This is a genomic window from Nocardia sp. NPDC046763, from assembly GCF_040645495.1.
In the GTDB taxonomy this organism is placed as follows: Bacteria; Actinomycetota; Actinomycetes; order Mycobacteriales; family Mycobacteriaceae; genus Nocardia.
Genome location: NZ_JBEYYI010000006.1, coordinates 269,244 through 296,240, shown reverse-complemented (window position 1 = coordinate 296,240; position 26,997 = coordinate 269,244). Strand labels below are relative to the sequence as shown.

At 68.1% G+C, this 26,997-nt stretch carries 29 protein-coding genes; 10 read left to right on the top strand and 19 right to left on the bottom strand.

Going from position 1 to position 26,997, the window contains the following annotated elements; genetic code table 11:
* Positions 1–39: 39 nt before the first annotated feature.
* The gene (locus tag ABZ909_RS12930) at positions 40–1,209 is read right to left on the bottom strand and encodes a hypothetical protein (protein WP_356998334.1); all 1,170 of its coding nucleotides are present in this window, start codon (positions 1,207–1,209) and stop codon (positions 40–42) included.
* 119 nt (positions 1,210–1,328) lie between these two features.
* Here ABZ909_RS12930 and ABZ909_RS12925 point away from each other — a divergent pair, with 119 nt between their 5' ends.
* The gene (locus ABZ909_RS12925) at positions 1,329–1,910 is read left to right on the top strand and encodes a TetR family transcriptional regulator (protein WP_356998333.1); all 582 of its coding nucleotides are present in this window, start codon (positions 1,329–1,331) and stop codon (positions 1,908–1,910) included.
* A 6-nt stretch (positions 1,911–1,916) separates the two neighbouring features.
* On the opposite strand, the gene chrA is transcribed toward ABZ909_RS12925, so the two are convergent.
* On the bottom strand, positions 1,917–3,056 hold the full coding sequence (gene chrA, locus ABZ909_RS12920) for a chromate efflux transporter (RefSeq protein ID WP_356998331.1): 1,140 nt from the start codon (positions 3,054–3,056) through the stop codon (positions 1,917–1,919).
* A gap of 80 nt (positions 3,057–3,136) precedes the next feature.
* Complete coding sequence (locus ABZ909_RS12915) at positions 3,137–4,060, bottom strand: hypothetical protein (RefSeq protein ID WP_356998329.1); 924 nt, start codon at positions 4,058–4,060, stop codon at positions 3,137–3,139.
* Positions 4,061–4,300: 240 nt separating this feature from the next.
* Between ABZ909_RS12915 and ABZ909_RS12910 the strand changes: the two genes are divergently transcribed.
* Positions 4,301–4,510 carry a hypothetical protein gene (locus ABZ909_RS12910; protein WP_356998327.1) on the top strand — a complete coding sequence of 70 codons (210 nt, stop codon included), beginning with the start codon at positions 4,301–4,303 and terminating at the stop codon, positions 4,508–4,510.
* Between the two features lie 152 nt (positions 4,511–4,662).
* On the opposite strand, the gene ABZ909_RS12905 is transcribed toward ABZ909_RS12910, so the two are convergent.
* Positions 4,663–5,085 carry a hypothetical protein gene (locus ABZ909_RS12905; protein ID WP_356998325.1) on the bottom strand — a complete coding sequence of 141 codons (423 nt, stop codon included), beginning with the start codon at positions 5,083–5,085 and terminating at the stop codon, positions 4,663–4,665.
* Positions 5,086–5,227: 142 nt separating this feature from the next.
* Between ABZ909_RS12905 and ABZ909_RS12900 the strand changes: the two genes are divergently transcribed.
* Positions 5,228–5,887 carry a hypothetical protein gene (locus ABZ909_RS12900; protein WP_356998324.1) on the top strand — a complete coding sequence of 220 codons (660 nt, stop codon included), beginning with the start codon at positions 5,228–5,230 and terminating at the stop codon, positions 5,885–5,887.
* Positions 5,888–5,958: 71 nt separating this feature from the next.
* Positions 5,959–6,615 (top strand): hypothetical protein, encoded by a 657-nt coding sequence (locus ABZ909_RS12895; RefSeq protein WP_356998322.1) that lies wholly within the window; start codon positions 5,959–5,961, stop codon positions 6,613–6,615.
* Positions 6,616–6,687: 72 nt separating this feature from the next.
* Here the strand turns inward: ABZ909_RS12895 and ABZ909_RS12890 are convergent, their stop codons facing one another.
* Both ABZ909_RS12890 and ABZ909_RS12885 read right to left on the bottom strand, forming a co-directional pair.
* Positions 6,688–7,701: an NADP-dependent oxidoreductase gene (locus tag ABZ909_RS12890; RefSeq protein WP_356998320.1), complete on the bottom strand. Its 1,014-nt coding sequence runs from the start codon at positions 7,699–7,701 to the stop codon at positions 6,688–6,690.
* A gap of 283 nt (positions 7,702–7,984) precedes the next feature.
* Positions 7,985–8,308 (bottom strand): antibiotic biosynthesis monooxygenase, encoded by a 324-nt coding sequence (locus ABZ909_RS12885; protein WP_356998319.1) that lies wholly within the window; start codon positions 8,306–8,308, stop codon positions 7,985–7,987.
* Positions 8,309–8,555: 247 nt separating this feature from the next.
* Here ABZ909_RS12885 and ABZ909_RS12880 point away from each other — a divergent pair, with 247 nt between their 5' ends.
* Positions 8,556–9,851: a lipopolysaccharide biosynthesis protein gene (locus ABZ909_RS12880; protein WP_356998317.1), complete on the top strand. Its 1,296-nt coding sequence runs from the start codon at positions 8,556–8,558 to the stop codon at positions 9,849–9,851.
* On the opposite strand, the gene ABZ909_RS12875 is transcribed toward ABZ909_RS12880, so the two are convergent.
* The 7 genes from ABZ909_RS12875 to ABZ909_RS12845 all read right to left on the bottom strand — a co-directional run bounded on the left by ABZ909_RS12875 (position 9,824) and on the right by ABZ909_RS12845 (position 16,142).
* Entirely contained in the window at positions 9,824–11,041 is a 1,218-nt protein-coding gene (locus tag ABZ909_RS12875; RefSeq protein WP_356998316.1) for an Ig-like domain-containing protein, read from the bottom strand. The two genes, ABZ909_RS12880 and ABZ909_RS12875, sit on opposite strands and share 28 nt — an antisense overlap.
* Positions 11,042–11,201: 160 nt before the next feature.
* Positions 11,202–12,104 (bottom strand): metallophosphoesterase, encoded by a 903-nt coding sequence (locus tag ABZ909_RS12870; RefSeq protein ID WP_356998544.1) that lies wholly within the window; start codon positions 12,102–12,104, stop codon positions 11,202–11,204.
* Between the two features lie 68 nt (positions 12,105–12,172).
* Entirely contained in the window at positions 12,173–12,670 is a 498-nt protein-coding gene (locus ABZ909_RS12865; RefSeq protein ID WP_356998314.1) for a cupredoxin family copper-binding protein, read from the bottom strand.
* Positions 12,671–12,785: 115 nt separating this feature from the next.
* The gene (locus tag ABZ909_RS12860; protein ID WP_356998312.1) at positions 12,786–13,481 is read right to left on the bottom strand and encodes a Rieske 2Fe-2S domain-containing protein; all 696 of its coding nucleotides are present in this window, start codon (positions 13,479–13,481) and stop codon (positions 12,786–12,788) included.
* Positions 13,478–14,050 (bottom strand): sigma-70 family RNA polymerase sigma factor, encoded by a 573-nt coding sequence (locus ABZ909_RS12855; protein WP_356998311.1) that lies wholly within the window; start codon positions 14,048–14,050, stop codon positions 13,478–13,480. The genes ABZ909_RS12860 and ABZ909_RS12855 overlap by 4 nt, the downstream gene beginning before the upstream one ends.
* A 159-nt stretch (positions 14,051–14,209) precedes the next feature.
* A complete protein-coding gene (locus ABZ909_RS12850) occupies positions 14,210–15,355 on the bottom strand; it encodes a TDT family transporter (RefSeq protein ID WP_356998309.1) in 1,146 nt (381 codons plus the stop codon).
* 220 nt (positions 15,356–15,575) lie between these two features.
* The gene (locus ABZ909_RS12845) at positions 15,576–16,142 is read right to left on the bottom strand and encodes a DJ-1/PfpI family protein (RefSeq protein WP_356998307.1); all 567 of its coding nucleotides are present in this window, start codon (positions 16,140–16,142) and stop codon (positions 15,576–15,578) included.
* Between the two features lie 188 nt (positions 16,143–16,330).
* Between ABZ909_RS12845 and ABZ909_RS12840 the strand changes: the two genes are divergently transcribed.
* Positions 16,331–17,755, top strand: coding sequence for a DUF1254 domain-containing protein (locus ABZ909_RS12840; RefSeq protein WP_356998306.1), 1,425 nt, complete (start codon positions 16,331–16,333; stop codon positions 17,753–17,755).
* Positions 17,756–17,893: 138 nt separating this feature from the next.
* Here ABZ909_RS12840 and ABZ909_RS12835 read toward each other — a convergent pair whose 3' ends face one another.
* Positions 17,894–19,342 (bottom strand): AarF/ABC1/UbiB kinase family protein, encoded by a 1,449-nt coding sequence (locus tag ABZ909_RS12835; RefSeq protein WP_356998304.1) that lies wholly within the window; start codon positions 19,340–19,342, stop codon positions 17,894–17,896.
* A gap of 155 nt (positions 19,343–19,497) precedes the next feature.
* Between ABZ909_RS12835 and ABZ909_RS12830 the strand changes: the two genes are divergently transcribed.
* Complete coding sequence (locus ABZ909_RS12830; RefSeq protein ID WP_356998302.1) at positions 19,498–20,274, top strand: winged helix-turn-helix domain-containing protein; 777 nt, start codon at positions 19,498–19,500, stop codon at positions 20,272–20,274.
* Positions 20,275–20,802: 528 nt separating this feature from the next.
* On the top strand, positions 20,803–21,780 hold the full coding sequence (locus ABZ909_RS12825; RefSeq protein WP_356998300.1) for an oxidoreductase: 978 nt from the start codon (positions 20,803–20,805) through the stop codon (positions 21,778–21,780).
* A gap of 13 nt (positions 21,781–21,793) precedes the next feature.
* Here ABZ909_RS12825 and ABZ909_RS12820 read toward each other — a convergent pair whose 3' ends face one another.
* The 3 genes from ABZ909_RS12820 to ABZ909_RS12810 are packed head-to-tail and all read right to left on the bottom strand — an operon-like array spanning position 21,794 to position 23,704.
* On the bottom strand, positions 21,794–22,198 hold the full coding sequence (locus tag ABZ909_RS12820; protein ID WP_356998299.1) for a VOC family protein: 405 nt from the start codon (positions 22,196–22,198) through the stop codon (positions 21,794–21,796).
* A gap of 31 nt (positions 22,199–22,229) precedes the next feature.
* Entirely contained in the window at positions 22,230–22,742 is a 513-nt protein-coding gene (locus ABZ909_RS12815) for a DUF664 domain-containing protein (RefSeq protein ID WP_356998297.1), read from the bottom strand.
* 29 nt (positions 22,743–22,771) lie between these two features.
* Positions 22,772–23,704, bottom strand: a complete 933-nt coding sequence (locus ABZ909_RS12810) for a LysR family transcriptional regulator (protein ID WP_356998295.1) — start codon at positions 23,702–23,704, stop codon at positions 22,772–22,774.
* 125 nt (positions 23,705–23,829) lie between these two features.
* On the opposite strand from ABZ909_RS12810, the gene ABZ909_RS12805 reads away from it, so the two are divergent.
* Positions 23,830–25,077, top strand: coding sequence for an MFS transporter (locus ABZ909_RS12805; protein WP_356998294.1), 1,248 nt, complete (start codon positions 23,830–23,832; stop codon positions 25,075–25,077).
* Here ABZ909_RS12805 and ABZ909_RS12800 read toward each other — a convergent pair.
* A complete protein-coding gene (locus tag ABZ909_RS12800; RefSeq protein ID WP_356998292.1) occupies positions 25,067–25,420 on the bottom strand; it encodes a YggT family protein in 354 nt (117 codons plus the stop codon). The two genes, ABZ909_RS12805 and ABZ909_RS12800, sit on opposite strands and share 11 nt — an antisense overlap.
* A gap of 93 nt (positions 25,421–25,513) precedes the next feature.
* Between ABZ909_RS12800 and ABZ909_RS12795 the strand changes: the two genes are divergently transcribed.
* Positions 25,514–25,768: a hypothetical protein gene (locus ABZ909_RS12795; protein WP_356998291.1), complete on the top strand. Its 255-nt coding sequence runs from the start codon at positions 25,514–25,516 to the stop codon at positions 25,766–25,768.
* A 34-nt stretch (positions 25,769–25,802) separates the two neighbouring features.
* Here ABZ909_RS12795 and ABZ909_RS12790 read toward each other — a convergent pair whose 3' ends face one another.
* The gene (locus ABZ909_RS12790) at positions 25,803–26,840 is read right to left on the bottom strand and encodes a lysylphosphatidylglycerol synthase domain-containing protein (RefSeq protein WP_356998290.1); all 1,038 of its coding nucleotides are present in this window, start codon (positions 26,838–26,840) and stop codon (positions 25,803–25,805) included.
* Between the last annotated feature and the right edge of the window lie 157 nt (positions 26,841–26,997).

The following is a 26,997-nucleotide window of genomic DNA, read 5'->3' as shown; positions in this document are numbered from 1 at the left end:
GCCGTTCGATTCGATTCGTCGAATACGGCGGCGGAAGAATTATGTGGTTGTCGAGATCTGTGGAGCCGGAACGGAGTTCGTGGCCCGCGCCGTTGCGCGCCGACGGACGACTGCGGTGGTCGTGGCCACCAGAACGAGGACGACCGTGGCGGCGAGCACCGCGTCGCGCATGGACGCCACGGTCGCGATGGCTCCGAAGCCCACCGTCGCGACCGCCGCGCACGCGTAGGCCACGCCCGCGAAGCGGGCGGCGGCCCGAGCGTGCTGATCGGGAGGTGAGGCGGCACTGACGATCCGGAGCCCGGAACGATAGGCGATGCCCTGCCCGAATCCGGCCACCGCACCGCCGCACAGCAGCAGCGCCAGGCTGGGTATCCAGGAGACGGTCGCCGCCAGCGCGACCCCGGCGATGATGATCCACTGTGCCGCAACGGATTCGGCGGTGATCCTGGCCGGCGCGATCAGACGTTGCGCCAGCCATGCGACCACCAGATACAGCGTTACCGGCAGTGCCAGCAGGGCGAGATTCTTCGTGCTCAGCAGCTCCGCACCGTAACTCGGCAGCAGGGCGACGACCAGTCCTGCCGAGACCCAGGCGGCAATGCCGCTGAGGTATCCGGCGATTCGCGGTTCGACGGTCTCGGGAGCCGCGGCCGCGCGACCGGCGATCGCCGATGGGCGCGCTGCGCGATCGCTCAGCACCGCCATCGCGATCACCGCGAGCAGGACCGCGTGCCCCACATAGACGGTCACCCCGGGTGTGGGCAGATACTGGGCCACGACCGCGGCCGCGAGCGTCCCCAGCGCCGAACCGAGGACGGTCGCCACCGCCAGGGCCGTGCGCCCGCGTTCGCCCTTGCGCTCCAGGATCAATCCGGCCAGCGAGCCGGTCACCAATCCCACCGACAGCCCCGCGCAGATCCGCGCGGCGACCACCGGCCACGGCGAATGCGCCACGGCCATGGCCAGATCCGCGGTGATGCCGAACCCGCTGCCCATCCCGATGCGCCACCACCAGCCCGGTCGGGTGGGCGGCGTGCCCACCAGTGCGAGCGCCGGAGTCAGCGCGAACAGGTAGGCGGCGAAGATCGCGGTGATGGGCAGGGGTGCGAGCGCCCAGGCGTGCCGGTAGTACGGCATCATCCCGGTCGCCATATTCGGCTGCGCCATGATCAGCACCAGCAGCATCCCCGGCGCGGCTGCCCGCATCCCGGCCTCCTAATTGAGGAAATCTTCTCTGTTAGAGAATACGAAACTGAGAAGAACTTCTCTACTCAAGTGCCGTGCAGTGATCCCGCGTCGCGCTCGCGCAGGATGGAGGCGTGCCCGTGAACACCCGCAGTGACGCCCAGCGCAGCCGCGTGCTTTTGGTCGACGCGGTCCAGAGCCTGCTGGAGGCGGGCCGGATCGGCTTCTCCATCCCGGAACTCGCCGCCGCGGCGGGTGTCGGCGTGGCCACCGCCTACCGGCATTTCCCGACCCCGCAGGACGCCCTGCAGGCCTTCCATCGCCGCGCCATCGAGCATCTGGTGCAGGCGCTGGAAGCCGTCGACGCCGGCCCCGATCCGGTGGACCGCTTCCACCGCTGCTGCCGTACCTGGGTGGACCAGGCCGGGCAGTGGGGTCCGGCCGTGCGCTACATCCGCAGCTCCCGGGGCTTCATCGAACGGCTGGCCGAGGGCGACGAATCCATCACCGCCCTGCACGACATGCTCGCCGAGGTGCTCAACGCCCTTGCACTGCAGGGCAAGACCACCGAATACGACCTCACCTACGCGGTCCTGTTGTGGATCACCATCTTCGACGAGCGCGTTGTCTACGACCTCACCGAACACCGCCACTGGAGCCCCGCCCAGGTGACCGACCACCTCACCCGCGCGGTCGCCGGAGCGCTCGGCATCACGATCTGACGCGTGTCAGCCGATCGGCCAGCCCGTCAGCGCCGCGGCCACCCCGAGCGCGCCCGCGCCCAGCAGGGCGCTGACCACACCGCGGCGCGCCGCCAGCAGCCATGCCGCGGCAGCCGCGAGCACCGCGAACTGCCAGAGGTGGTGCAGTGCAAGGGCGAGCGGGAACGCGGAACCCGCGATCGCTCCGATGACGGCCGGTCCGGCACCGGTGAAGAACGCCTGCACGCGCTGATCGGCCCGCAGCCGGTCGAAGTACTTGCCGCCGGCCAGCACGAAGGCGAACGACGGCGCGAAAGCGACCGCGGCGGCCAGCAATCCGCCCGGCACGCCCGCGGCCGCATACCCGACCACCGCTACCGTCTGCACCACCGGGCCCGGCGTGATCTGGCCGAGCGCAACGGCATTGAGGAATTGCGCTCCGGTCATCCAGCCGTAGCGGTCGACCGCATCGGCCTGCATGAGCGGAATGATGACGAAGCCCCCGCCGTAGGACAGCGCGCCCACCTTGAAGGCCACCCAGCACAGGGCTGTGAGACCGCCGGTGGCCAGTCCGGCCACCGGTACCAGAGGCCACGCGGATACCCGGCTCGAGGACAGGCCGCCGCGTATCCCGACCTCGAGTAGCCCGGCCCCGATCAGGACGAGTACCAGCCACGGTCCCAGTACCGTGGCCGAGACGATTCCCAGTGCGGCATAGGCGATCCAGCGGGCGCGAGCGGCCCGGCCGTTGCCGGCGCGTCTCCAGCCGGCCGGAAGCAGGCCGACCGCCGCATGCACCGCGACGGCGGCGACCGCCGCGCCCGCCCCGGCCGCGGCGCCCCGCACCCACACCGGGCTGCCCGCCGCCAGGAAGACCGCGGCCAGGACCAGGATCAGTGCCAAACCCGGTGCGATGAAACAGCATCCGCCGACGAACGCCCCGGCGGTGCCGCGCAGCCGCCAGGCGGTGTAGATCGCCAGCTGGGTCGAGGCCGGTCCGGGGAGCAGGTTGGTCGCGGCGATGGCATCCTCGAACTCCGCCGCGTCGAGCCAGCCGCGGCGACGTACGCACAGGTCCCGGAGCAGGGCGATGTGTGCGGGTGGTCCGCCGAATCCGACGCAGCCGATGCGCCCCCACTCGCGGGCGATCGTCCACAGCGTGACCACTCCGGCTCCTTCTCCGTCTCCCGAATCCGACGGCCGACCCTAACCCTCGGTCGGTGAAGATGCTCGGTGTGACGGCGGGCTCACTTCAGGGTGGTGTGCAGCAGGGTCACCCCGGCGGTGAGGGCCGCGCCCGCCGCCGACCAGCTGGTGCCCGCGGGCTGGGTGGACAGCACCACCACGGTGTAGCGGTAGGGCTGATCGGGAGAGGGCGAGACCAGGCCGGTGGTGTCCAGGGTGGTCGAGGAGTTCAGATCCATCCAGCCCTGTTTGACCGCCCAGGTCGCACCGGTGAGGGCATCCGGGATGCCGAAGTACTGGTCGGTGCCGTCGGCGGCGGTCTGGGAGGCGTTGTGCAGCGCGCCGACGATCAGGTCCCGGGCCGGGGCCGGGATCGCGGTGGTGATGTAGTGGAAGATGGAGACGACATCCCGTGGCGTGGTGAGGGTTTCGCCCCACTGGGCGGTGTCTTCGGGTGCGGTGGTCGCGGACAGTCCGATGGTGGCGACCATGCGATCGATGATGGCGTTGTTGCCGCCGTTGTCCCACATCACGTCGGCGATATCGTCGTCACTGGTGGAGAGCATCTGGGTGAGCTGGCTCGTGGTGTCCGGATCCGGTTGCCAGTCCTGGGTTTTCAGAGCGTCCAGCGCGATGAGCAGCTTGACCACCGAGGCGGTGTAGAACTGCTCGTCGGCATTGAGGCTGGCGATGGCCGCCCCGGTGGTGGTGTCTACCACGTCGATGCCGACGCTGGTCCCGGGCGAGGCCGCCTGGATGGCGGTCTGCATCTGCTGAGCGATGGCCGTCACCGAAATGGGGTGCGGAGCAATCACAGTCGGGCTGGGTGCCGTGGTCTCGGGTATCTGGCCGACACCGGCCTGATCGTGAGACGTGGCGAACGCGGTGGGAGCGCTGAGGGCTGCCAGGGAGATCACGGCGACGAAACTGCCGGCCGCGATCCAGAACCACCGTGCGTGCGGTGAAGGGGCCTGAATCGAGGTCATAGACAATTACATCGTCACGAACCTTGAGACATTTCCAGCCGAAAGCTGTCAATTTCCTGTTAACTGCGGCGCGAACAGATCTCGGTTCAGATGCGGTGCTGACTAGCTATTTCACCGCGAACGAAGATCGTCCCCGGGTCGGGATTCATCCCGCTGGAGACGGAAATGGGTGCCAGTCATGAGATTGTTCGAAAAGTCCTTGTAAAGTGGCTCGCCACCCTCGGTTTCGGGGTGCTGGTCATGATCGCGCCGGTCCTCACCCACGTCGATGCGGACCATGGCAACGGATGTGTTCTGTTCTCCGACAACACATCAGCAACTGTGGACTCGCTCCGGTTCAGATGTTCGGCCGAACAGCTGGACGTGATCTATCGGTACGCCTCGCGTGGCGACATGCCGGTCGGCGCGAAGGACGGCTGGGTCGCCGCGCCGCGCCAGATGCAGTCCTGAGTACCGCTGATCTGGATCGGCAAGGACCTCTACACCGGGCCCGAGGGCGGCACTGTGATGAACCGTCTCGTCGGAGCCCGGGCCGGCGCCCCTGTCGCCCGGCCGTTTTCGTGCCGGGCGGTAGCGGCCCGCGCGAGTGGGCTCGCGCCCGGTCACACGCCGCGGTAAACCTTGCGGGCGGTCGTGATCAGCGGAATCTGGAGCGGGAGGCGCAGCAGCGCGCCGATTTTCAGTGGCAGGGGGCGATCGCTGCGCAGCCAGTCGGCCGCCATCTGCAGATTGCCGGGGAAGACGGCGAGGAAGATCAGCACGGCCAGGCGCGCGCCCAGACCGCGGGTGCGGGGGACCACCAGTAGTGCGCCCGAGACAACCTCGGCCATGCCCGAAACCTGGGTGTAGGTGCGGGGTTTGCCCGGGAGCTGAGGCGGGATCAGGGCGTCGTAGGGCTTGGGCGCGAGGAAGTGCAGGGCGCCCGATCCGAGCAGCAGGGCGGCCAGCGCGAGGGCGCGGGCCCGAATGCCATTGGAGCCGACCGGTTGGATTGCCGCGGGGGAGTGCGACAGATCTGCTGTCATTGCTGCAGCATAACCGGTCGGTATGTATTGCCCGGCGGGTAACCGGGTTCCGCCTTCTGCTCGGAGTGTCGTCGTGGCGAGTGGCCGATCGCCAAGGGATAGCGCACAATTAGGCGGCTATCCGGCTCGAGCAGGGGAAGTTATGAAGGCGCACAAAGGGCTTGCGATGGCCCTGCTGGTCCTGAGTTTGACGGTCGCTTGCTCGAAGGAGGAAGCCACCCATCCGGCCAACGCACCGGCACAAGCGGTTCCGCAGCCCGCGCCCAAGGAGAAGGAGGGCGCCATTCCGGTCGGCCCGGGCCCCCAGGGCACGTACACGGTGGCGGCGCAGCCCGCGCCCGGCAGCTGCCACTACCGCAAGACCTCCGACGGCCAGCCGCTGCCCGACCCGAACTGCACCCCGGGTGCGACGAATCCCAAAGTGACAGCGGCGAATCTGGCCGACACCATCTGTAAGTCGGGCTATACCGCCTCGATTCGGCCCAACACGTCGATCACGAATCCGGAGAAGGCCGCCAATATCAAGTCCTATGACTACACCGGCGATCCCCGCGATGCCGAGTACGACCACCTGATCTCGCTGGAGCTGGGTGGCGACCCCAACGATCCGCGCAATATCTGGGTCGAACCGCCGTCACCGGGCCACCAAGCCGGCGCCGGGCCGAACAATCCCAAGGACGGCGTGGAGACCAAGCTGCACACCCTGATCTGCAATGGCAAGGTGGCGTTGGTCGACGCCCAGGTGGCGATCGCCACCGACTGGACCACCGCGCTGGCGAAGGTCGGCTTCCCCAATAGCTAGGGGCGCGTCGCGTCCGGCGTGCCGGGCCGAAACCACCGCTGGACTCGAACCCGCGGGCCTACGATCGAACGATGTCAGCGCCGCAGGACCCCTCGACGATGATCGAGGGCCGGGTCGTGCACAAGGTGAGCAACGCACTGAAGATCACCTTCAGCGCCGGCCCCGGAGAACCTCTGGCCACCGGGGTGCAGGGCGCGGGCAATGGCCTCGCGGCCAAGGCCGCCATACTGTTCGGCTTCAAGAACGGCGGCACCGGCAGGCACCGCATCACCTACGCCGACGGGTCGGTGGTCTGGGTGGAGTCCAAGCACTCCGCGCCCACCGTGCTCAGCCGGGGCGACGGGACCTCGCTCGCCACCGTTCATCGCGCCGACACCTCGACCGCCGTGGGATCCACGGCGGGAACGCTTTTCCACTTCGTACCCGATCCGGAGGAGGCCCGGACCCCGGAGCTCTTCCGCATCGTGGTACTCGACCGCATGGGGCAGGAGGCCGGCCGCCTCGACGTGGTGCGCACGGTCGGCGGCTGGACGCTGCGCCGCATCGCGAACGATCTCTACAACGAGTCCTTCTGGTGGGATCGGGCCGGGCAGCCGCTACCCGTACCGATACTGGGCACCCGGCTCTGGTTCAAGCACCCGCTCGACCCGGTGGAGCGGGACGTGCTGCTGGGCGTCTGCGTGGACATCGCCCTGGGATTGCGACCGTACATCGCGGTCATGAAGTAGGAGAACGGCTTCCGGGACTCCCGCCCGCCTGCGCGGGAGTCCCGGAGGTCCGGGGTCGGGTCGGAGACCCGGTCAGTCGGAGACCTTGATGACCAGCTTGCCGAGATTCTTGCCGGTGAGCAGGCCCTGGAACGCGGCGACGGCATGGTCGAGGCCGTCGACCACATCCTCGAGGTAGACGAGCTTGCCCTCCGCGATCCATTGCGCCGCCGCCGGATAGAACTCGGCGGCCTGGCCCGCGAACTCGGACACGATGAAGCCGCGTACGGTCAGGCTCCGGCGCAGGATGCTCGACATGAGCAGCGGCAGCCGGTCGGGGCCCGGCGGCAGGTCGGTGTCGTTGTAGTTGGCGATCAAGCCGCACACCGGAATTCGGGCGAACTGATTGAGCCGGGGCAGGACGGCGTCGAAGACCGCGCCGCCGACATTCTCGAAGTAGACGTCGATGCCGTCCGGGGTGGCGGCGGCCAGCTGCTCGGCGAAGTCGGGGGCGCGGTGGTCGACGGCGGCGTCGAAGCCGAAGCGCTCACGCAGCAGGGCGACCTTCTCCGGGCCGCCCGCGATGCCGACGGCTCGCGCGCCCTTGATCTTCGCGATCTGGCCGACGGTCGAACCGACCGGTCCGGTGGCGGCGGCGACCACCACGGTCTCGCCCGGCTTCGGCTGCCCGATGGTGAGCAGACCGGAGTACGCGGTCAGGCCCGGCATGCCCAGCACGCCCAGGGCGGTGGTGAGCGGCGCGGCATTCGGGTCCAGCTGCTGTAGGGCCCGAACATTCTCGACCGAGTGCGTCTGCCAGCCGCCCCAGCCCAGCACGATATCGCCGGGCCGCAGTGCGGGATCGGTGGATTCGATGACGCGGGACACGGTCGCGCCGCACATGGTCTCGTCGATCTCGACCGGCGGGGCGTAGGAGGGCGCGTCGCTCATGCGGCCGCGCATGTACGGGTCCAACGACAGATACAGCGTCTGCAGCAATGCCTCGCCCGGCTGCGGCGGGTCCAGTTCGACCGTCTCGGTGCGGAAATTCTCCGGCTGTGGCATGCCGATCGGGCGGGAGGCCAGGACTATACGGGTGGATTTCATCGTCGGAACGACCTTTCGATGGGCAACCCCTTCATTCTGGACATTGTGGACCGGCATCAGGTCCGCGCCGCGCGCCAGGTATCGAAACTGGTCATATGTGACGGCGGACGGTCGCCCACTCCGGCATCAGGCCCGCGGCCGCAGGAACAGAGGCGGTGAGCAGCGTGCCCGCGATGGTGGTGACCGTGATGCGCATGCAGTCCATTTGTCCGGGTTTCCTCGGTGAGAGTTTCTTGATCTTGGTGGCGGTCGCAGGGGATTCCCAGGGCGGCGGGAATTCTCGTCACTCGGGGGTGTGGCCCTCGGCGTGAATGGTGTTGCCGTAGAAGCCTTCGGGTTGTCGGGCCAGGAGTGGCGGGAGTTGACGGGTGATGGCGGCTACCGGTTCGGAGCGGGTGGTTGCGTCGTGGGCGGGCTTGTCGATCCACAGTTGGGTGAGCCAGATGGTGTCGGGGTCGTCGGGGGCTGTGTTGATGGTGTAGGTGAGTAGGCCGCTGGTGGGGCCGCCGGCGCGGAATCCGTTCAGGAGCAAGGTGATCAGGTCGTCACGGCGGCCGGGGAGGGCGGTCATTCGGCCGTAGACGCTGAACATGGTGTCGTCGGACATCGGGTCACCCTTTCGGTTGGGCGGTGCGTGGTCGAGCGTACGTTGAAACCCGTTGCACAGGTTGGTGGTTGGGTGTGCGTCACTCGACGGCCGCAGCCGTGGTGAATCAGGTTGGGTAGCTGGCCGGTTGATTTGAATGGGTTACGTTTTGCGGTGAGTCGGGGGTTTGGGGTGGCGGGGGTGGGGAGGGGGCAGGAGAATTTCGGGGTCGGGCCGGAGTGCGCGGTCGGGGAGAAAGAGGACCGCTATGGCGGGACGGCGACTGGTGGGGACGGTGCTGATCGGGCGGGTGCGGGCGAAGGTAGCCGAGGATGGGCTGCTGTCGGTGTTGCGGGACATCGGGTTCGTCAGTCTCGGGAAGTACGGGCAGTTCCTGGTGACCGCGGTGACCGTGCCGTTGACCGCGCGGACGCTCGGGGTGAGTGGGGTCGGGCTGCTGGCCATCGGGATGTCGGCGTATTTTCTGGGCTCGCTGCTGGTGGACCTCGGCATCAATACGTTTCTGGCCGCGCTGCTGAACGATGAGGGCCTCGACGAGCTGCGGGGGAGCTATCTCGCGGTGCGTGGCGCGGGGCTGAGCATCATTGCGGTGGCGCTCACGGCCGGGCTCGCCGTCGGCGTCGGCCCGCACCTGCGCATGATCCTGCTGGGGCTGTTCGTGGGCGGGTTCCTGTCCATGTCCGAGGACTGGCTGCTGGTGGGGCAGGCCAGATTCGGGGCCTCGATGACCTATCAGATCGCCGGGCGGGTGGTGTACCTCGTGCTGCTGGTCGCGATGCTGCCACGGCTGCCGCACGCCGAGGTGGTGCTGCTGTGCCTGCTGCTGTCGTCGGTGGTCACCGTCGTGCTGACCTGGCGGGACGCCCACACTCGGTTCGGCCGTCCGGGCCGCCCCACCAAGGTCGTGATGATCCTGCGCACCGGTGCACCCGTGCTCGCGTCACGGCTGCTGGTGACCAGCTACGGGCAGGGCACCGCCACCGTCTACTCCTCGGTGCTGGACGCCGCGTCGCTCGGGTTGTATTCGGCGAGTGACAAACTCGTGCGCGCGGTGCAGTCGCTGCTCGATCCGATCGGGCTGGCGCTGCTGCCCCGCATGGCTCGGGAGCGCACCGATCCGAGTTTCTGGCGGCACGAGATGCGCGCCCTGGCCGCGTGCGTGATCGTGGCGGCCGTTGCGGTGGCGGGGATCTGGGTGACCGCCCCGTTCGCGGTGCAGCTCATCTACGACGACGATTTCCGTGCCGTGGTGCCGATGCTGCGCGTGGAGGTCTGCATCCTGGTCGCCACCGCCACCACCTCGTTCGTCACCACCGCCATCCTGCCGGTGCGTCAGGACACCGTCGGCATCATGATCGGCGCGGTGGTCGGGACAGCGGTGGCGGCCACCGCGCTGCTCCTCACCCTGCGCACCCACTCGGTGTGGACGCTGGTGTGGGGCACGGTGGCCGCCGAATTCTGTGTCGCCGCCTGGTATCTCGCGCGGACCGGTCAGCTGGCCGCGCGCGAGCGGGTTCAGCCGGCGCTACCGGCCACCCACTGATCCCAGCTGAGCGTCCAGTCGCCGTTCTGCCACACCTCGAGCGGCGCCCCGCCGGTGTTGTGCACCTCCACCACGTCACCGGGCTGCGCGAAGTTGAAGAACCACTGCGCGTTCTCGGCACTGAGGTTGAGGCACCCGTGTGACGTGTCGGTATTGCCCTGCGCCCACACCGTGGAATCCAGCTGGTGCAGATAGATGCCGTCGGTGCTGATGCGCGTGGCCCAGCCGATGGCCTCCTTGTACCCGAGCCGCGAATTGACGGGCAGGCCGTAGGTGGACGAGTCCATGATGACCGGGTTGGCCTTGTCCATGACCGTGTACGTGCCCGGCATGGTCCAGAACGTGAACGTCTTGCCGGCGATGGTCTCGCTGCCGCCGCGGCCCATGGAGGTCGGCATGGTGCGGATCAGCTGACCGTTCTCGAACACCTGCACCTGATGGGTGTTGTCGTCCGCGATCGACACGTGCGACGGTCCGATGACGAAGTTGGCCTTGGAGTCCTCCTGGCCGAACAGGCCGTTGCCGACCTCGACGCCGTAGAGGTTGGCCGCCACGCTCACCTTGGTGCCGGTCTTCCAGTACTCCTTGGGCCGCCAGTGCGCATTGCGGTTGTCCATCCAGTACCAGGCGCCGTCGACCGGCGGATCGGTGGTGACGACCAGACGCTTCTGCGCCGCGGCCCGGTCGGGGATGTCCTCGTCGAAGTGCGCGACGATGACCATGCCCACGCCGTAGCTGTTGCCGTCGACGATCGCCTGCCCGCCCGTGGTGTTCAGATACACCTTGGTCTGGTTCTTCGGTGCGATGGTCGTGAAGCTGGAGGTGACCGGACCGGTTGGACCGGTCACATCCATGCCGGAGGCCTTCAGCGTGTACGTGCGGCTGTAGCCCAGCTGATCGTTCGGCTTCCACGCCGTCTTGTCCGGCGTGTAGGTGCCCTCGATGACCTTGCCGTCCTCATTGGTGAGCGACACATCGGTCAGCACGCCGCTGGAGGTGCTCACCTTCACCGACGCGGACGGGTCCACCTTGTCCGAGCCCTGCGCCGGGGTGATGGTGATGGACTGCGCGACCGGAGTGCGCGGACCCACATTCCCGCTCGGGAGATTGGACGAGCACGCCGTCAGCACCAGCACCAATGCAATCAATGCGCTCGCTGCGGCATTCGTCCGAAAACGGCGGGGTGGCATAGCTTCCCTCCTGTAATCGCCGTGCGCCGCACTGCTGCACAGCATCTTGTTACTGCCCAGCGTAGTAGATTACCCTCCGTTTTCGATCTTCCATCGCCAGGTCATGCTGACGAAATGACAACGATGTGAGAACCGCGCGCGACACGCCGTTGGGCAGTGGTCATTTCAGTGATTGTTCTTTGATAGCAAGTTGCTGTTGACCCTTCTGATACGTGACTTCGCGGATGCCGAGGGCGTCGTGCAGCTTGCCCGCGGGCAGCGTCACCGGCTTGGGTGCGGGCCCATCACCGGGTTTCGGCAACGGGTACGCCGTGGTGGTGCCGCTGTAGAACGTCACATTGCCCTCGGTCTTCGTGAACAGTTGGTGCACATGGCCGTTGAGGCAGGTCACCGAGGAGAACCGCTTCATATAGCTGAGTGCCTGGGTGGCATCGTCTGTGCCCCAGCCCCATTGGGGATACATGGCGAACAGCGGAATGTGGCTGAATACGATGATCGGTGTGTCACTGGACAATCCGGCCACATCCTTCTGTACGAAGTCCAGCTGGTCCTGCCCGAGATGCCCGAGATCCTTGAGATTCAGCGTATTCACCAGTCCGATCACGTGGACGCCGGCGATGTCGAAGCTGTACCAGCCGTTCCCGCGCGTGCCGTTCCCGAAGGTCGACCGGTATCGGGAACCGCCGTCATCACTCGAATCATGTTCTCCCGGAACGGTGAACACGTGCGGGGTCTTGATCCCCTGCATCATCTGATGGACCTGATCGAACTGCTCGGCCGTGGCCAGATGCGTGAGATCGCCGGTGTGGATGACGAAGTCGGGCTCGTAGCCCAGCGAATTCACCTGCGAGATGGCCTCGGTGAAGGTGTCGGTCACGCTGGTGTTGGCGGTACCGGTGAAACCGATGTGGCTGTCACTGATCTGAGCGAACCGCAGGGTGGGCCGGGCGGGCGCGGCCAGCGCGGTGCCGGCCACGTGCGAGACCACCTCGCCGCCCGCCACCGCCAGGCCCACCGCCGCGCCGAACCAGGCGGAGTGCCGCATGAGCTGGCGCCGGGTCATCTTCTGGGGATCGCGGGCCGCGTCCTCGTCCTCGAAGTCCGTGTACCGGTCGTCCGGGTTGCGAGTGTTCATTGAGTCACCACCACGGTTGCGTGCATGAAGGGATGAATCGAGCAGACGTAGGCGAAGCTGCCCGCTTTCGAGAAGGTGAAGGTGTAGGTCGCGTTGTTGCCCAGCGTCGGCGAGCGGAAGCTGCCGTCGTCGGCGACCACGGTGTGCGGTTCCTCGTCGTGATTGGTCCAGGTCACCGTGGTGCCGACCTTGACGGTCAGTGTGCTGGGCCCGAAGGCGAAATTGTCGATGGTGACGGCATTGGGTCCGGCCGGTGCCGCGGCCGCCGGAGCGGTCGTGGCCGCCCCCGACGTCGTCATGCCGGGCATGGCCGGACCCGCGCCGTCCGGCACCATGCCGGGCGTAGCGGTGCCGGAAGCGAAGGTGAAGCCGGGGGCGGCATTGTCCGTGGCTTTGCCGCCGCCGTTCGAGCTGCACGCGCTCGCCGTCAGCAGGGCTGCCGCGGCGACGGTGACGGCGACGGCTGCGCGCCGCCGGCTGCGGGTGGGTGTCATGGGGTCCGAGCCTCCATCCGGGATGGTTCCGTTCGCTGCTGCGAACCGGTCATCCATAGATAGGGGCGGGGGTTACACGGGACAGAAACCGCTGTGCGCGAACACTATTGGAGGACTAAGCGGGCTCGGTGGGCGCGAAAACCTCGATGGTGCCGTTGTTCTCGCGGACCTGGACGGTGGGCAAGGGCGCGGGCGCCACCGGTAGTTGGTGTGTGACCACCTCGCCCTCGATGGAGAAGGAGGTGGAGTGGCACGGGCAACGCAGGCGCTCGGCCGGGGCGTCGAGCCACAGCTTGCAGCCCTGATGCGTGCACACGCCGGAAACTGCGACCGGATTTCCCTTGTCGCGGCGCACGAATCCATTGACGGTGCCGACATCGAAGGCGATCGTCGCGCCCTCCGGCAGATCCGAGGAGCGGGCGATCGGCAACCACGCGCCGGTATTGGGGGACAGCGGGGCCTGCTTCGCGGCGGGCGGGGAGCCCGGCTGCCCGTGCCCGATCAGGGTCCGATCCACCACCGCCCCGACCGTGGCGGCGGCCGCAGCCGCGGAGGTGCCGATCAGCAGGTTCCGGCGGCGGTAACCGTTCGTCGAGTGCAAGGGAGTCGGCTCATCGTCCATCTCGGCCGCGAGCCGGCGCTGCAGACTGCTCAGGAACTCCTCGCTGGGCGCGTCACTGCCCAGGCGCGCGGCCCGCAGTTCGATGGCCGTGCGCATCTCCTCGGCCTCGGCCTCATCGGGCCGGAAGCCCGTGGACTTCTTGCCGGCCAGTAGTTCGTCGACGAACCGCCGCACTTCCCGCCCGCTCACCGCACACCTCGCTCATTCAGCTGGGACGCCATCTGCAACGCCCGATGCTGCAACACCTTCGCATTCGCCACCGTCACTCCGAGGCTCTGCGCCGACTCCCGGACCGAAAGTCCCTGGAGAAAGCGCAGTTCCAGAATGCGGCGGTAGCGGTCCGGGAGTTCGGCCAGCACCGCCTTGGCGCGGGCCTCCGCCCCGGAGTCGTGGAACTCCTCGGGCGGTTCATCGGGGATATCGCCCTCGATGGCGGTGATCTCCCGGCCCATCCGCGCCTTCCAGTGCGCGGCCAGCACCGTGCGCGCGGTGGCGCGCAGGTAGGCCCGCACCTCGGGTGCGCTCGCCGTGATGCGCAGCGGTTTGAGCGCTGCCGTGAATACCTCGGCGGTGAGATCCTCGGCGTCGGCCCGGTTGCCGACCTTGCCGAACATCAACGCGTACACCCAGGTGACATTGTCCCGGTACACCGCTTCCCAGCTGGCGTAGCTGTCACCGGACACCAGCCGCAACTCCCGACCCGAGCTCGAGCTCGTGACAGGCTGCGTCCGGTGCTCGGATTCGACCCGTCGCACCATGAACCGCCGCTTCCTGCATCCAACGAATACATCGACGCGTGTTCACGTCTGTCAGTAGATAGCGGCCGGGGTTACAGCGGAGACGTTTCAGCGGTATCGGAACGAATTCGTCCCGGGTGGATCCGGCCGGATCCACCCGGGACGAGGCTGACCGCGCCGTCACCGCACGGGTCGCAGCAGATCGCCCCGCAGCACGCCGTGCACGGTCTTGGCGGTGACCACGGCCCACGCGGCGACCAGCAGGGCGTACAGGCCCACGGCGGTGACGGCGAACAGGTCGGCGCCGGTGTGCTGGTAGAGGGCGGTGCTGCCGGTGACACAGCAGCCGAGCGGGAAGGTGAAGCCCCACCAGGTCAGGTTGAACGGCATGGAGGTGCGGGCGTGCCGGGTGACGGCAATGGCCAGTGCCAGCCACAGCATGGCGAATCCCCAGGTGGGAACGCCGTAGAGGACGGCGAAGACATCGAGCCCGGCGGCGATGCGCTCATCCACGACGCCGGGGGCGACATTGGCCAGGCTGCCCGCGGCGGTCACCGACTGGCCCAGGGGACCGAGAACCAGCCAGACGGTGGCGACCATCCCGGCCGGCAGCAGGCCGTGATGCAGCAGCCGCGACCAGATCAGGGTGATGGTGACCAGCGAGGCGATCAGGCTCAGTCCGAACATGGCCAGACAGGCCACGAACAGGGTCAGCCGCAGCTGCCCGGCCGGAGCGTGCGGCACCAGCAGTGCGCCCAGCGCGGCGGACACCATCGGCGGCACCACGGGCATCAACCAGCCGCCGAAGGCCGAGTCGGGATCGAAAGTGTGCCGGGTGATCATCCGGTAGGGAATGGCGGCGGCGGTCATCAGGCCGAAAACCGTTCCGGCCGACCACAACACCCAGTCGACGGTCACGGCGGCGGTCAGCCCGATGACGTCCTTGCCGAGCATCAGGGTGCCCGCGCCGACGGTGAGCAGGGCCATGGGCAGCGCGCCGTAGAACTGCATCATGATCGGGTGCAGCCCGTGCCCGCGCGCTTCCTCGGGATACCGCCGCCAGTGCAGGACCCATGCTCCGGCCAGCACGGTCAGCAGCAGCGCGGCCAGCGCCCACACCACGGTGCCGGCGGCCCGCAAGCCCGGGAACTGCAACGGCAGCGTCGCGGCGGCATTGCCGATGATGCCGGTACCCATCACCACGGCGAACCAGTTCGGCGCCAGGTACCGCAGCGGCTCCCGCTGACCCGCCCGCGCCGCGGTGGAGGCGTCCACCCGCGCGGCGGAAGCAGCATCGGCGGTCCTGCGAAAGGTCACTGTGGTCATGCCTCAACCCTCGCGTGACCGGCTTTCCCCCGGTAGCGCCCACAATCCGATGCATCCATAGACCTGTTCTATGCCCCACAGGTCGGGCCTATGACCCTCGCCGGCCGTTCCGGTGTGGACGACCGCGACCCGGTGGCCGCCCCATCGACCGGACCTGCGCCTCGCCGGAGGTGCCACTGCTGAGACGGGATCGCACAACCTCAGCGTGCAGCTACGGCGGTCAGGCGGTGGGCGGTGCGGATTTACGCAGGACGTCGAGGAAGGCGCGCATCCACTGCGGATGGTCGGGCCACGCGCGCCCGGTGATCAGATTGCCGTCGACATGGTCCGGGCTGTCGACCCATTGCCCTCCGGCCGCCACCACATCGGGTTCGAGCGCCGGGTAGCTGCTCGAGGACCGATCCCGCAGCACCCCCGCTGCGGCCAGGATCAGCGGTCCATGACACAGCGCCGCGATCGGCTTGTCCGTTTCCGCGAAGTGCTGGACGATCCGCCGACAGTCCCGATCCCCGCGCAAGTACTCCGGTGCCCGCCCACCCGGAATCACCAGCGCCGCATACCGACTCGGATCAACCTCCGCGAACGCCAGGTCGGCGGGCCAGGTCCGCCCCAGCTTCTCGGTGTAGGTGTCGAACCCCTCGGTGAAGTCATGAACCACGAACTGCAGCCGTTTCCGAGCTGGAGCCGCGATATCGACCTCGTACCCCTCTTCCAGCAGTCGCTGATAGGGATACATCACCTCGAGGTCCTCGGCGGCATCCCCGGTGATCAAGAGCACCTTCGTCATGGCGCACCTCCCAGAGAATGGTATCGACACCGTTGATCCCCCAGCCCTCTTTTCGCGACACGAGGTGGTGTACGGGATCTGGCTGATCGGTATCGACATGAACCGGAGATGCCCGGGAAGTGCGCTGATAATTAGCTACCGTGCGAGCATGGCCTTTTCGGGTTCTCACACGGACAGGAGCGGCAATCATGCCCGATAGTGTTCCCGGTCTATCGATGTCGCGACGTGGATTGTTCGGCGCCGCAGCCGGATTGGCGGCCACCGCCGCGCTGGCGGCGTGCAGCAGCTCGAAGAATTCCTCCTCCTCGTCCACCACGACCAGCGCGGGCGGTAGCGATCCGAAGTCGATCGCGACCGACGCCTACATCTTCGGCTACCCACTGGTCCTCATGGACGCCACCCGCGCGACCGCCGCGCCGACCAACACCCTGCTGCGTTTCGACAGGACACCCAGCCCCGACGACAAGACCGTCGTCACCCCGAACGTCGACACCCTCTACAGCCAGACCTGGCTGGATCTGCGCGCCGAGCCGATGGTGTTGCAGATTCCGGTCATGCCCGACCGCTACTGGCTGGCCCAGATGATGGACGCCTGGACCAACACCGTCCACAACCCCTCCAGCGTGCACCCGCAGATATCCGGCGGCGGTCGGTCCGGCCCGTTCACCTATGCCGTCACAGGCCCCGGCTGGAACGGGCAGCTCCCCGATGGACTCACCCGCCTGGACATGCCCACCGGCACGACATGGATCATCATCCGTTTCGCTCTCAACAGCCCGAACGACCACGACGCGGTCGTCGCCCTGCAGAACCAGATCAAGCTCATGCCACTGAGCGCATGGACCGCCAACCCGGACACTCCCACGCCCAACGGTGTACCGGGCAATCCGACCGACAGCCCCACCGCGCAGGTCCAAAAGATGGACGGCGCAGCCTTTTTCGCCAAGCTCAATGAGCTGATGGCCGCCGATGCCCCCGCACCCGCCGACGCCGACGCGCTCGCCCGGTTCGCCACCCTGGGTATCAAGCCCGGCGGCTCGGTCACCGGCATCGACGCCGACACCCTGAACGCCGCGGTCCACGACGCCCAGCAGCGGATCCACGACTACGAGAACCCGGGTGCGAAGGAGGTCAACGGCTGGAGCTATGCCACCGACCTCGGCGCCTACGGCACCGATTACCCGTTGCGTGCCAACACGGCATTGACGGCACTCGGCGCGAATCTGCCCGCCGACGCGATCTATCCCATGATGGCCGATGTCCCCGCCGAGTCCGGCGGCGCCCCCCGCACCTACCGATGCCACTTTCCGGCAGGCCAGCTGCCGCCCGCGGACGCGTTCTGGTCGCTGACCGCCTATACCGCCGACCATTTCCTGGTCCCCAACCCGGACAACATCTACTCCGTCGGCCATCAGCCCGCCGCCACCCCGAACCCCGATGGTTCGGTGGATCTCGTCCTGCAGGCCGCGGAGCCCGGACCCGAAGTCCCCCGGGGCAACTGGCTGCCGATCCCATCTTCCGGGACGTTCAATCTCGCCATGCGCCTGTACGCACCGCGCGACAATGCCGCCAATGGAAGCTGGCAGCCGCCCGTGCTCACCCCGGCCAGCTGAACCAGCGAGCATGCGGGGATGAGCGCAGGCCAGGAGTCTCGTTCATGCCGGCCTCGCGCACAGTCGGGCCACCGAGGCGCGAGACCCGTTGCGATGGCGGGGAATCGCGCCGCGCAGCCCGTGGTGTCGCCGGGGAGTTCAGCCGACAATCGAGGCGCGGCGATCCGGCGGCGCCGGCCGCAGGTGACGGACGACTGCCAGGTCGGTGGGCTGGGCGTGGCGGGTGTCGTAGCGGTCGAAGACCGCGGCCAATTCCGGTGACCAGCGGGCGAATTCGGCGCGGATGGGCCCGTCGGTCTCCAATTGGCACACCACGCCCAGCGCGGTCAGAAAACAGCGCGCGAAAGGGGTGAAGTACGCGGGCATGTCCAGTTGCCGGTGGACATTGGACAACCGCGGTGCCAGCACCGAGCGGACGTGGCCGCGCAGCCAGGCGGTGGTCAGCCGGAAGGTCGGCACGGTGAGCGGTTCGCCGACCGCGTCGAGACCCTCGGCCAGGGCGGCCACGTCGTAGTTGCGTCCGGGCCGCACGAATCCGTGTCGCCGCACTGCCGCGTCCAATTCCGCTATGCCGCCGTTGAACGCGGCCTCCATCACCCCGCCCACCAGTTCCTCGAAGCCCGGGGGCGGCCAGGGCGTGCAGGCCCCGAAATCCACCACGCCCAGCCGCCCGTCGGGCAGCACCCGGAAGTTGCCCGGGTGCGGGTCGCAGTACAGCAGGCCGGTGCGCGACCAGGTCGACAGCAGGAAGCGGATGATGAGCATCCCGACCCGGCTGCGCTCCTCGGGCGTACCGGATTCGATGATCCGCGAAACCGGTGTGCCGGTGAGCCATTCGGTCACGATCACATCGCCACGCTGCGTGATCACGCCGGGCACCACGAAATCCGGATCGTCCGCGTACGCCTCGGCGAAACGCCGTTGATGGTCGGCCTCGGCCGCATAGTCGAGTTCGTCGGCCACGCAGGTGCAGATGGCCTCGGTCACCGCGGGCACGTCCGCGCCGGGCGCGAACACCGTGGCCAGCACCGAAAGTCGGCGCAGCTGTTCCAGATCGGCGAGCACCGCCTGGTGCGCGCCCTGATACATGACCTTGACCGCCACCGGCCGCCCGTCGCGCCACACCGCGCGATGCACCTGTCCGATGGAGGCCGCCGCGGCCCGCCGATCGTCGAATTCGGTGAAGTGCCAGCGCCAGTTCTCGCCCATGCCCGCGGCCATGGCCTCGTACACGGTGCCGGGCAGCATGATGGGCACCGCATCCTGCAGCTGGGTGAGCGCGGTCCGGTACGGCGATGCGATCTCCGAGGGCAGCGCGAGTTCGTAGAGCGAGAGCAGCTGCCCGAGTTTGGTGGCGCAGCCCTTCAATTCGCCGAGCACCTCGAAAATGTGCTGGGCGGTGCGCATTCGGATGTCGAAGTCCACCTCGGCCGCGGATCGGCCGAGGGCCCGCTTGCCGACCCCGGCGGCCTGCCGGCCCGCGAATGCGACCGGAAGGCTGGCGATTCGCGCATTGCGGACCGCGCCGCGAACCGGCGGCCTGCCCCCGTCGCCCCCCGACCGTTCCCCGATACGCCGAATCGACATTGCTCACCTCGTCGTGTGCGCGGCACCGCGCCGGCGTCCGGTGTGGCCCTCACCAGGTCCGATGAGTGGCCCGCCACGGCGCATGCACGTGCAGTTTGGCACACGAAAGTCTAAACTGTCTGGGACGTATCCGAAAGTTGTCGAAAGGTGACAGGATGGGTGCCCAGACGGTCGTGTCCGATGTCGCGGACGAGCTCGCTCGCCGCGTCGCGACCGGTGAGTACGCGCCCGGTGATCTGATGCCATCGGTCCGCCAGGTCGCCGAGGAATTCGATATGAACCGGGCCACAGCGCAATTGGTGCTGGGCCGTCTGGAGTCCTACGGCTTCGTGGACGCGCATCGCGGCCGCGGTTTCACTGTCCGGGATGTGCGCCGCGCGGGCGGGGTGGATGTGTATCGGCGGTTGTTCCGGCTGTCCATGCACGTGCCCGGGGTGGCGGTGGAGATGTTCGGCAATATTGTGGCGGCCGAGCGCGCCATCGTGCTGGAGGCACTGCTCGACTACACCGCCGCCGTGCACGGCATCGAGCCCGCGGTGCTGACCGCCGCGGTCGATGAACTCGAAACCCAGGCCCGCAGCGCCGAACCCGATCACACCCGCATGCTCGAGCTCGAGGCCGGCCTGGTGCGCCTGGTGCTCACCGATCTGGGCCACACCATGCAGCGCGCGGTGCTCAATTCGGTGGGGGAGATGCTGTTCGAGGTGCCGAAGGCGGTGGAGGCGTACTTCGCGGTCTCCGCCGATCTGCACGTACTGGTGTGGCGGGCGCTGCTGGCGGTGTGGGAATCCACGGCCGGTCCGTCCCAGGCGCAGCTGGCGCTGTTCGAGGATCTGTTCGCCATGTACCACGAGAAGGTGCTGGCCAGATTCGACGAATTGCTGGGTATGGGCCTGGATTCCGCAGTGCACCGGCAGAGCGCGTCCGCCTGATCAGACGGCGGTCGCCATGGCCGCCGCCACGAGCGCACCGATGATGGCCAGCGCTAGCACCGCCAGGATCACCCGGTTGCCTTTGGTGGGTGGCTCGGCGGGCGGATGGACGGTCATGGATCTGTCTCCTCATCGATATGGGTTGTGGAGGCCATCGTATTCCGGCGGCTCCCAATATGTTTGGAGTCCTCGACGTTGAGGCACGATCGCGGCCGCTTTTCGGGCCGCACCGAGGAAAACATGGTGGTCGATGACGAACCGCACCACAAGCTACGAGGACGGCGAAGGCGCGGACGCTCCCGCGCGGAGTGGACCGGCGCACCGCCCTGCCGCGGCGATCGCTCCCACTGCGACGACGACGATAACGATGATGGTGGCGAGCATGATGGACTCTCTTCCCGGGGATTGTCCCAGACGAAATAGCGACGGGATCTGGTCCCGGCTGGTCCACTCCGCTGGCGGAACTGCGCGGTCCCGCGTTACCAGGTACATTGTCTCAGACGGAAATTCGAGGAGGAGAACGACCGTATGACCGAGGCGCTGCCCGACCGGCCGACCGTGACCAGCCCGCCCCTGCTCGCCCGCCGCTGGACCATCGACGACATCCCCGACCAGACCGGCCGGACCGCCGTGGTCACCGGCGCCAACAGCGGACTCGGCCTGCGCACCGCGGAAGCCCTGGCCGCCAAGGGCGCCCACGTACTGCTCGCCTGCCGCAACGAGCTCAAGGCCGCAACGGCGCTGGAGCAGGTGAGCGCCGCGGCCACCGGCACCGAACCCGAAGTGCTGCCGCTGGATCTGGCCGACCTGGCCTCCATCCGCCGCGCCGCCGACCACCTCGACGTACGTGGCACACCCATCGACATCCTGGTCAACAATGCGGGCGTAATGGCCCTGCCGCGGCATCAGCGCACCGCCGACGGCTTCGACGCGCAGTTCGGCACCAATCACCTGGGCCACTACGCATTGACCGGACTACTGCTGCCCCAGTTGCTGCGCGCGCCCGAAGCTCGCGTGGTGACCGTGTCGTCCATCGCCGCCTGGGGCGGCCTGATCAACTGGCTCGATCCGAATTGGCGTGTGGTGTACAGCCGTTGGCTGGCCTACAGCCAATCCAAACTCGCCAACCTCCTGTTCACCGCCGAATTGCAGCGTAGGGCCCGCGCGGCCGGGTCGACGCTGACCGCAGTGGCCGCGCATCCGGGTCTGTCGGCGACGAATCTCTACGATTCCGGTCCGGAAAAAGGTGTGGCGGCGGCTTTCGCGGCCATCCAGCAGCGAATGCTGTTCTCGCTGGGGCAATCCGACGCCAAGGGCGCCCTGCCGCAACTGTATGCGGCGACCATGCCCGGCCTGGCCGGCAACTCCTACTGCGGCCCGGCCTTCGAGGCCTTCGGGTATCCCCGTCGCACCCTACGAAATCCCCTCGCCTACAGCAGATTCCAGGCCCGCAAGCTCTGGGAGCTCAGCGCCGAGCTGACCGGCGTCGACTACCGGTGGGCCTGAGGGGCGGCCGGGGCTAGGACGGGTAGACCGCGATCTCGATGAGATTCCCGTCGAGATCGCGGCAGTAGTGCGAGACCATCTCGCCCAGCGCGCCGATCTTGACCACCGGGCCGTTGACGATCTCGACCCCGCACGCGGTCAGGTGCTCCGCGACCGCCTCGGGCGCGGCCGTGGTCACGAAGCAGAGGTCCTGTGCCCCAGCGGCTTCGGTGGCCCCGGTGGTCCAGTTCGGGTCGGTGTCCAGCGCGCCGACCGGCCGGAGATTGATCTTCTGATTCCCGAAGGTGAGCGCGAGCCGCCCGGCGGGGCCGAACCGCTCCACGCTCATGCCCAGCACGCGGGCATACCAGTCGGCTGTCGCCACCGGGTCGAGACAGTTGATGACCACATGATCGAAACGGTCCACGGTGAATGCCATATTCGCATTCTCCGTGGGTTCCGGAACAAGATCAACGGCGGCGCAACAGCATTCCGCGAATGTACGCCGCCTGACCGGAATGCTGGATGTCGTCGTCGACCACGCTGATCAAGCGGACTCCCAGGGTGACCGGCGGATCCCAGCGGGTGTCGACGATGCGGGGGAGATCGGCGTCGGTGAGCGTGGACACGTACCCGATGGTCTGGTCGTGCACCGCGTCGAAGTAGCCGAGCAGCAGGTCGGCGGAAACGCCGTCCAGCCGCGCCACTTCGGCGGAACTGTGCGCGTATCCGGTGGCGGAATCGTCGAAGGGCAGGTCGAATCGCTTCACCCAACCCTGGGCCGTCCATACCTGTTCGAGGCCCGCCACGTCCGCGATGTGATCGTCCTGCACGCGGGTCAGATGCCAGATCAGCCAGGCGATGGAATTGGAATCCCCGTCCGGCCGCGCGGCCAGTTCGACCGGGGTGAGCCCGGCCACCGCGCCGTGCACGTTCTCCTTGATCCGCCCGAATGCGTCCACCAGCAAGTCAGCGCTCGTCATGCCCTCATCCAATCACCACGGGCCGGAGGTTATTCCGAGGCGCGCGCCCAGTCCGGAACCCAAGTGCCGGGACGGTCCACGACCGCGCCGGCCAGATGGCCGTGCAGCGCGGCCAGGGTGGGATGAGGGTCCGCGGTGCGCTGGAGCAGGGAGTGCGGATAGACGGGCGTGGGGTCACGCAGCGGCACCCGCCGTAGACCGTGGGTGTCCGGCCAGAGGAAACGGGTGTCCTCGCCGACCAGCGTCGCGACCTCCGGGGAATCGGCGACCGCGTCCAGGAGCGGCTCCAGGCCGAAATTCGGGCCGACCGAATCGATGGTGAGATCGAAGGCCGCGGCGAGTGACGTGTAATAGGCGGACCATTCGGTACCGCTCACCAGGCTCGGCATCCAGATGCGATGGCCGGCCAGATCTTCCGGCGACAAGGTCCGCGCCTTGGCCAGCCGGTGGGCCGGGCCGACGAGCAGCTCCAGCGGCTCGTCGAAGATCGGCGTGGCCTGCAGGCCCTCGGGCAGCGCGTGCCCCGGCGCGGGCACACAGCGGAACGCGGCGTCGACCGAGCCTTCCAGCAGCGCCTCCATGGCCGCGCCGGCGTGCGGGAGCCGCACCACGTCCAGTTCGAAATCGGGATGGGCGCGGTGGAAGTCGCGCAGCAGCCCGGCCGGGGCGAGCTGGCGACCCACCACATCCACGCGCAGCGCCCGCCGGCCCGGGCTCACCGAGGCCAGGGCGCGTTCGGCGCTGTGGAGCAGGGTGCGGGCATGAGGAAGGAAGGCCTGCCCGTCGAGGGTCAGGCGGGCGCCGCGCGCCGTGCGGGTGAACAACCGGGCGCCCAACATCTTCTCCAGGGCCGCAATGCGTTTCGAGACCGCCTGCTGGCTGATGGACAGATCCGTGGCGGCGTCCTGGAAACGTTCCGCGTCCGCCACCGCGACGAAGGTGCGCACGGCCTCGAGATCCATGCGACGAGAGTATGCGCACAACGTCCGGTTGTGGCTCGCGGGCGGCTCGGTTGTTTGATCCCGAGGTCGCGGGTCTGCTTCGATCTTGCCGGACAACGACGGCGGGACAGCACGAGGCGGGCGGTATGACGGGCAGACGGTCACTGGGACGCGGGTTCGGCTGGTTGTGGACGGCCTTCGCGGTGAGCACGGCGGGATCGTGGCTGGCCTTCGACGCCTTCCCCTTGATCGCGGTGCTGGTCCTGCACGCCGGGCCCGGGCAGGTGTCGCTACTGGCGGCCGCCGGACTGGCGGTGGGCGCGGTGGTGGCGATACCGCTGGGACCGTGGATGGAATTCCGACGCAAACGGCCGGTCATGATCGCCACCGATGTGGCGCGCTTCGCGGTGGTGCTGAGCGTGCCGCTGGCATTCGTGGCGGGCGTGCTGAGTTTCGCACAGCTGGTGGTGGTTTCGGTGATCGTCGCGGCCTCGGACATCGCATTCCGGGCGGCGTCGGGGGCATACCTGAAAACCCTGCTGCCCAAGGAGGACCTGCTCCTGGCGAACGGGCGATTCGAATCGACCATGTGGACGGCGAGCGTGCTGGGACCGCCGCTCGGGGGAGCGGCGATCGGGATCTTCGGACCGGTGGTCACCGTGGCGGCCAATGCCGTCAGCTTCCTGTTGTCCGCGTTGGGAATTCGGGCCATCGGCGGCGGTGAGCCGCAGCCCGCGCCGAGCGGAAGCGGCGGCTTCCGGATGGGCGATCTGGTCGAGGGCTGGCGATACATCCTGACCCACCGCGTGCTGCGGCCGCTGTTCGTCAACACGGTCCTGGTCAACGGCCTGATCCTGGCGACCTCACCGCTGTTGGCCGTCATCATGCTGCGCGATCTCGGCTTCGCGCCCTGGCAGTACGGGCTCGCGTTCGGCATTCCCTGCCTCGGTGGCCTGATCGGCTCGCGGCTGGCGGCACCGCTGGTCGGCCGGTTCGGTCAGCGCCGGGTGCTGGTCGCCGCCGGGATCCTGCGTGCCTGCTGGGTGCCCGCCCTCGCCGGCATCGGCCCCGGGCTCGCCGGCCTGCTGGTGGTGATCGTGGTGGAATTCGGCCTCATCACCTGCTGCGGAGTCTTCAACCCGGTCTATGCGACCTTCCGCCTCGAACACGCCGTACCCGACCGCACCACGCGCATGCTCTCGGCCTGGTCGATCACCAGCAACATGAATACCGCGGCAATGACGGCCCTCTGGGGCCTACTCGCCGCCCTCACCGGCCCCCGCACGGCCATCGCTCTCGCCGGCCTACTCATGCTCGCCACAATTCCGCTGTTGCGCCCCAAGCGTTTTCCCGACCTCCCCGTCGCCGAGCCCGTGGCCGCCGCTACAAGCTGAAGGCGATCGCGCGCAGCACGAGGACCGCGATGAACACCACGGTGAAGGCGAGATCGATCGAGACGCCGCCGAGCCGGACCGGCTTCAGGACCTTGCGTACCGGCGCGATCACCGGCTCGGTGAGGCGATGGACGATGTCCCGAGCCTTCCGCAGGGCCGGTGGGGTGTCGCCGAGCACACCGATCCAGTCGATGATGAGGCGGGCTATCAGCAGCAGCATGAACAGCGTCAGAGCGAGCCCGAGCAGGGAACCGAGCAATGACATGGCGAACTCCTTCGTAGTGGCCGCCCTCAGGCTGATCAACGCCGCAACGTCGTCGAAAGTGCCCTCATCGTCGACCATGATCGGAAGGTTCGGCGGCGGGCTCGCCGCAGCCGTGCGAGAATCTGGGCTGCTGCTCGCCCAGCTCACCCCGAGATCGCACAAGGAGTCGCCGTGAGCAAGAAGTATCTGGCCGGTCTGCCCCTGGCCGTCGCCGCGATGTCATCGGCCCTGGCGTCTGTCGATGCCGCGCCCGCCCAGGCCGCCGTCCCGACCTACACATGTACCGCGCAGACGTGGGCGGGAGACCAACTGCCCGCGGTGACGGTCCAGGCCAAACACGGGAAGTATCAGGCGCAGGGCGTCGCGCAGACCACGTGGGGCGGGGTCGCCAAGTTCGCGACCATCGACTGCAAGATCGACAACTGATGCCGCGAGATCGGTGACTGATTCCGGGCCGCGCTCAAATGGCGCGGCGATGGTTCAGATAGGCGAAGGAAGCGAGGCCCAGCGGGATCTGGCACCAGAAGGTGAGGAGCCGGAATCCCAGGGCCGCGCCGACCGCCACCCCACCGGTCAGGCCCGCGACGGCGGTGAGACCTGCCGCAATGGTGATCTCCTTGGTGGCGACCCCGTTGGGGGAGGGCAGCAGCGGGGCCAGCGCCACGGTCACCAGTTCCACCACGAAAGTGTCGTGCAGACTGAGGTTCGCGCCGACCGCGTGCAGCACCGCCCACAGCGCCACCACCATGAGCAGCGGCTGGATCAGCGCACAGATCCATAGGGCGGCCGCACGGCGGGGACGGACAGCGGTGGCCGCCACCGATTTCCAGGCCAGTTCGGCATCCGAGCACGCGTGCCGCATGCGGGCCGGTAGCTGCCGCCAGCCGCCGTGCGCCTGCATCCGGCGGTTCATGGCCCGGCCGGTCACCGCCAGAACGATGCCTCCCATGAGTACGGCGATGATCATGATCGCGGCGGTGTGCCAGAGATTTCCCCCGATCAGGTGGTGCCACCACGCCGAAGCGCGGGTACCCAGGTCGTGCCACGGGGGTTGCGCGCCATTGCGGCTCATCAGGCCCGGCGCGGCCAGCGCCGCGATCACCACCAGCGGAACCCGCACCATCAGCGCGGCGAATCCCATCAGCGCGATGGACGCCACCGCGCCGGTATGACTGAGTCCGGTGCGGCGCAGAAACCGCATCCGCAGCAGCAGTGAGGCCGCGGGCACCAGGCCGATGGCGGGTACCGCGAGCTGGAGGGCGAACAGCTGCCGGGCGGAGGTGTCGGCGGGTATCGAACCGCGCAGCATGAAAACCGAGGTGGGCCAGAGGGCGAGGGTGGCGAGTGCGGCCAGGAGCAGCCAGCGCGGGTCGGCTCCGGCGAGGGCGTGGACTCCGGTCAGGACCGCATTGCGCTGCCAGACCGCCGCGGCCATCACCAGCGCGGTGAAGACGATGGTGGGTAGTGCCTTTCTCGCAGATGCGGGAACGGCCGCCATCTGCCCTCCTCAGGTATCGCAGATATCTTTTTCGCCGGTGAATCGCATTTGCGCAGATCAACATTAATGCGGTCGGTGGCGCGTGGATTCGCGTTGCCCGATTGGTCCGTGGCGTGTTGCCGGGGATCCGCCTCCTGATCACGGCGCTGCCGGATCC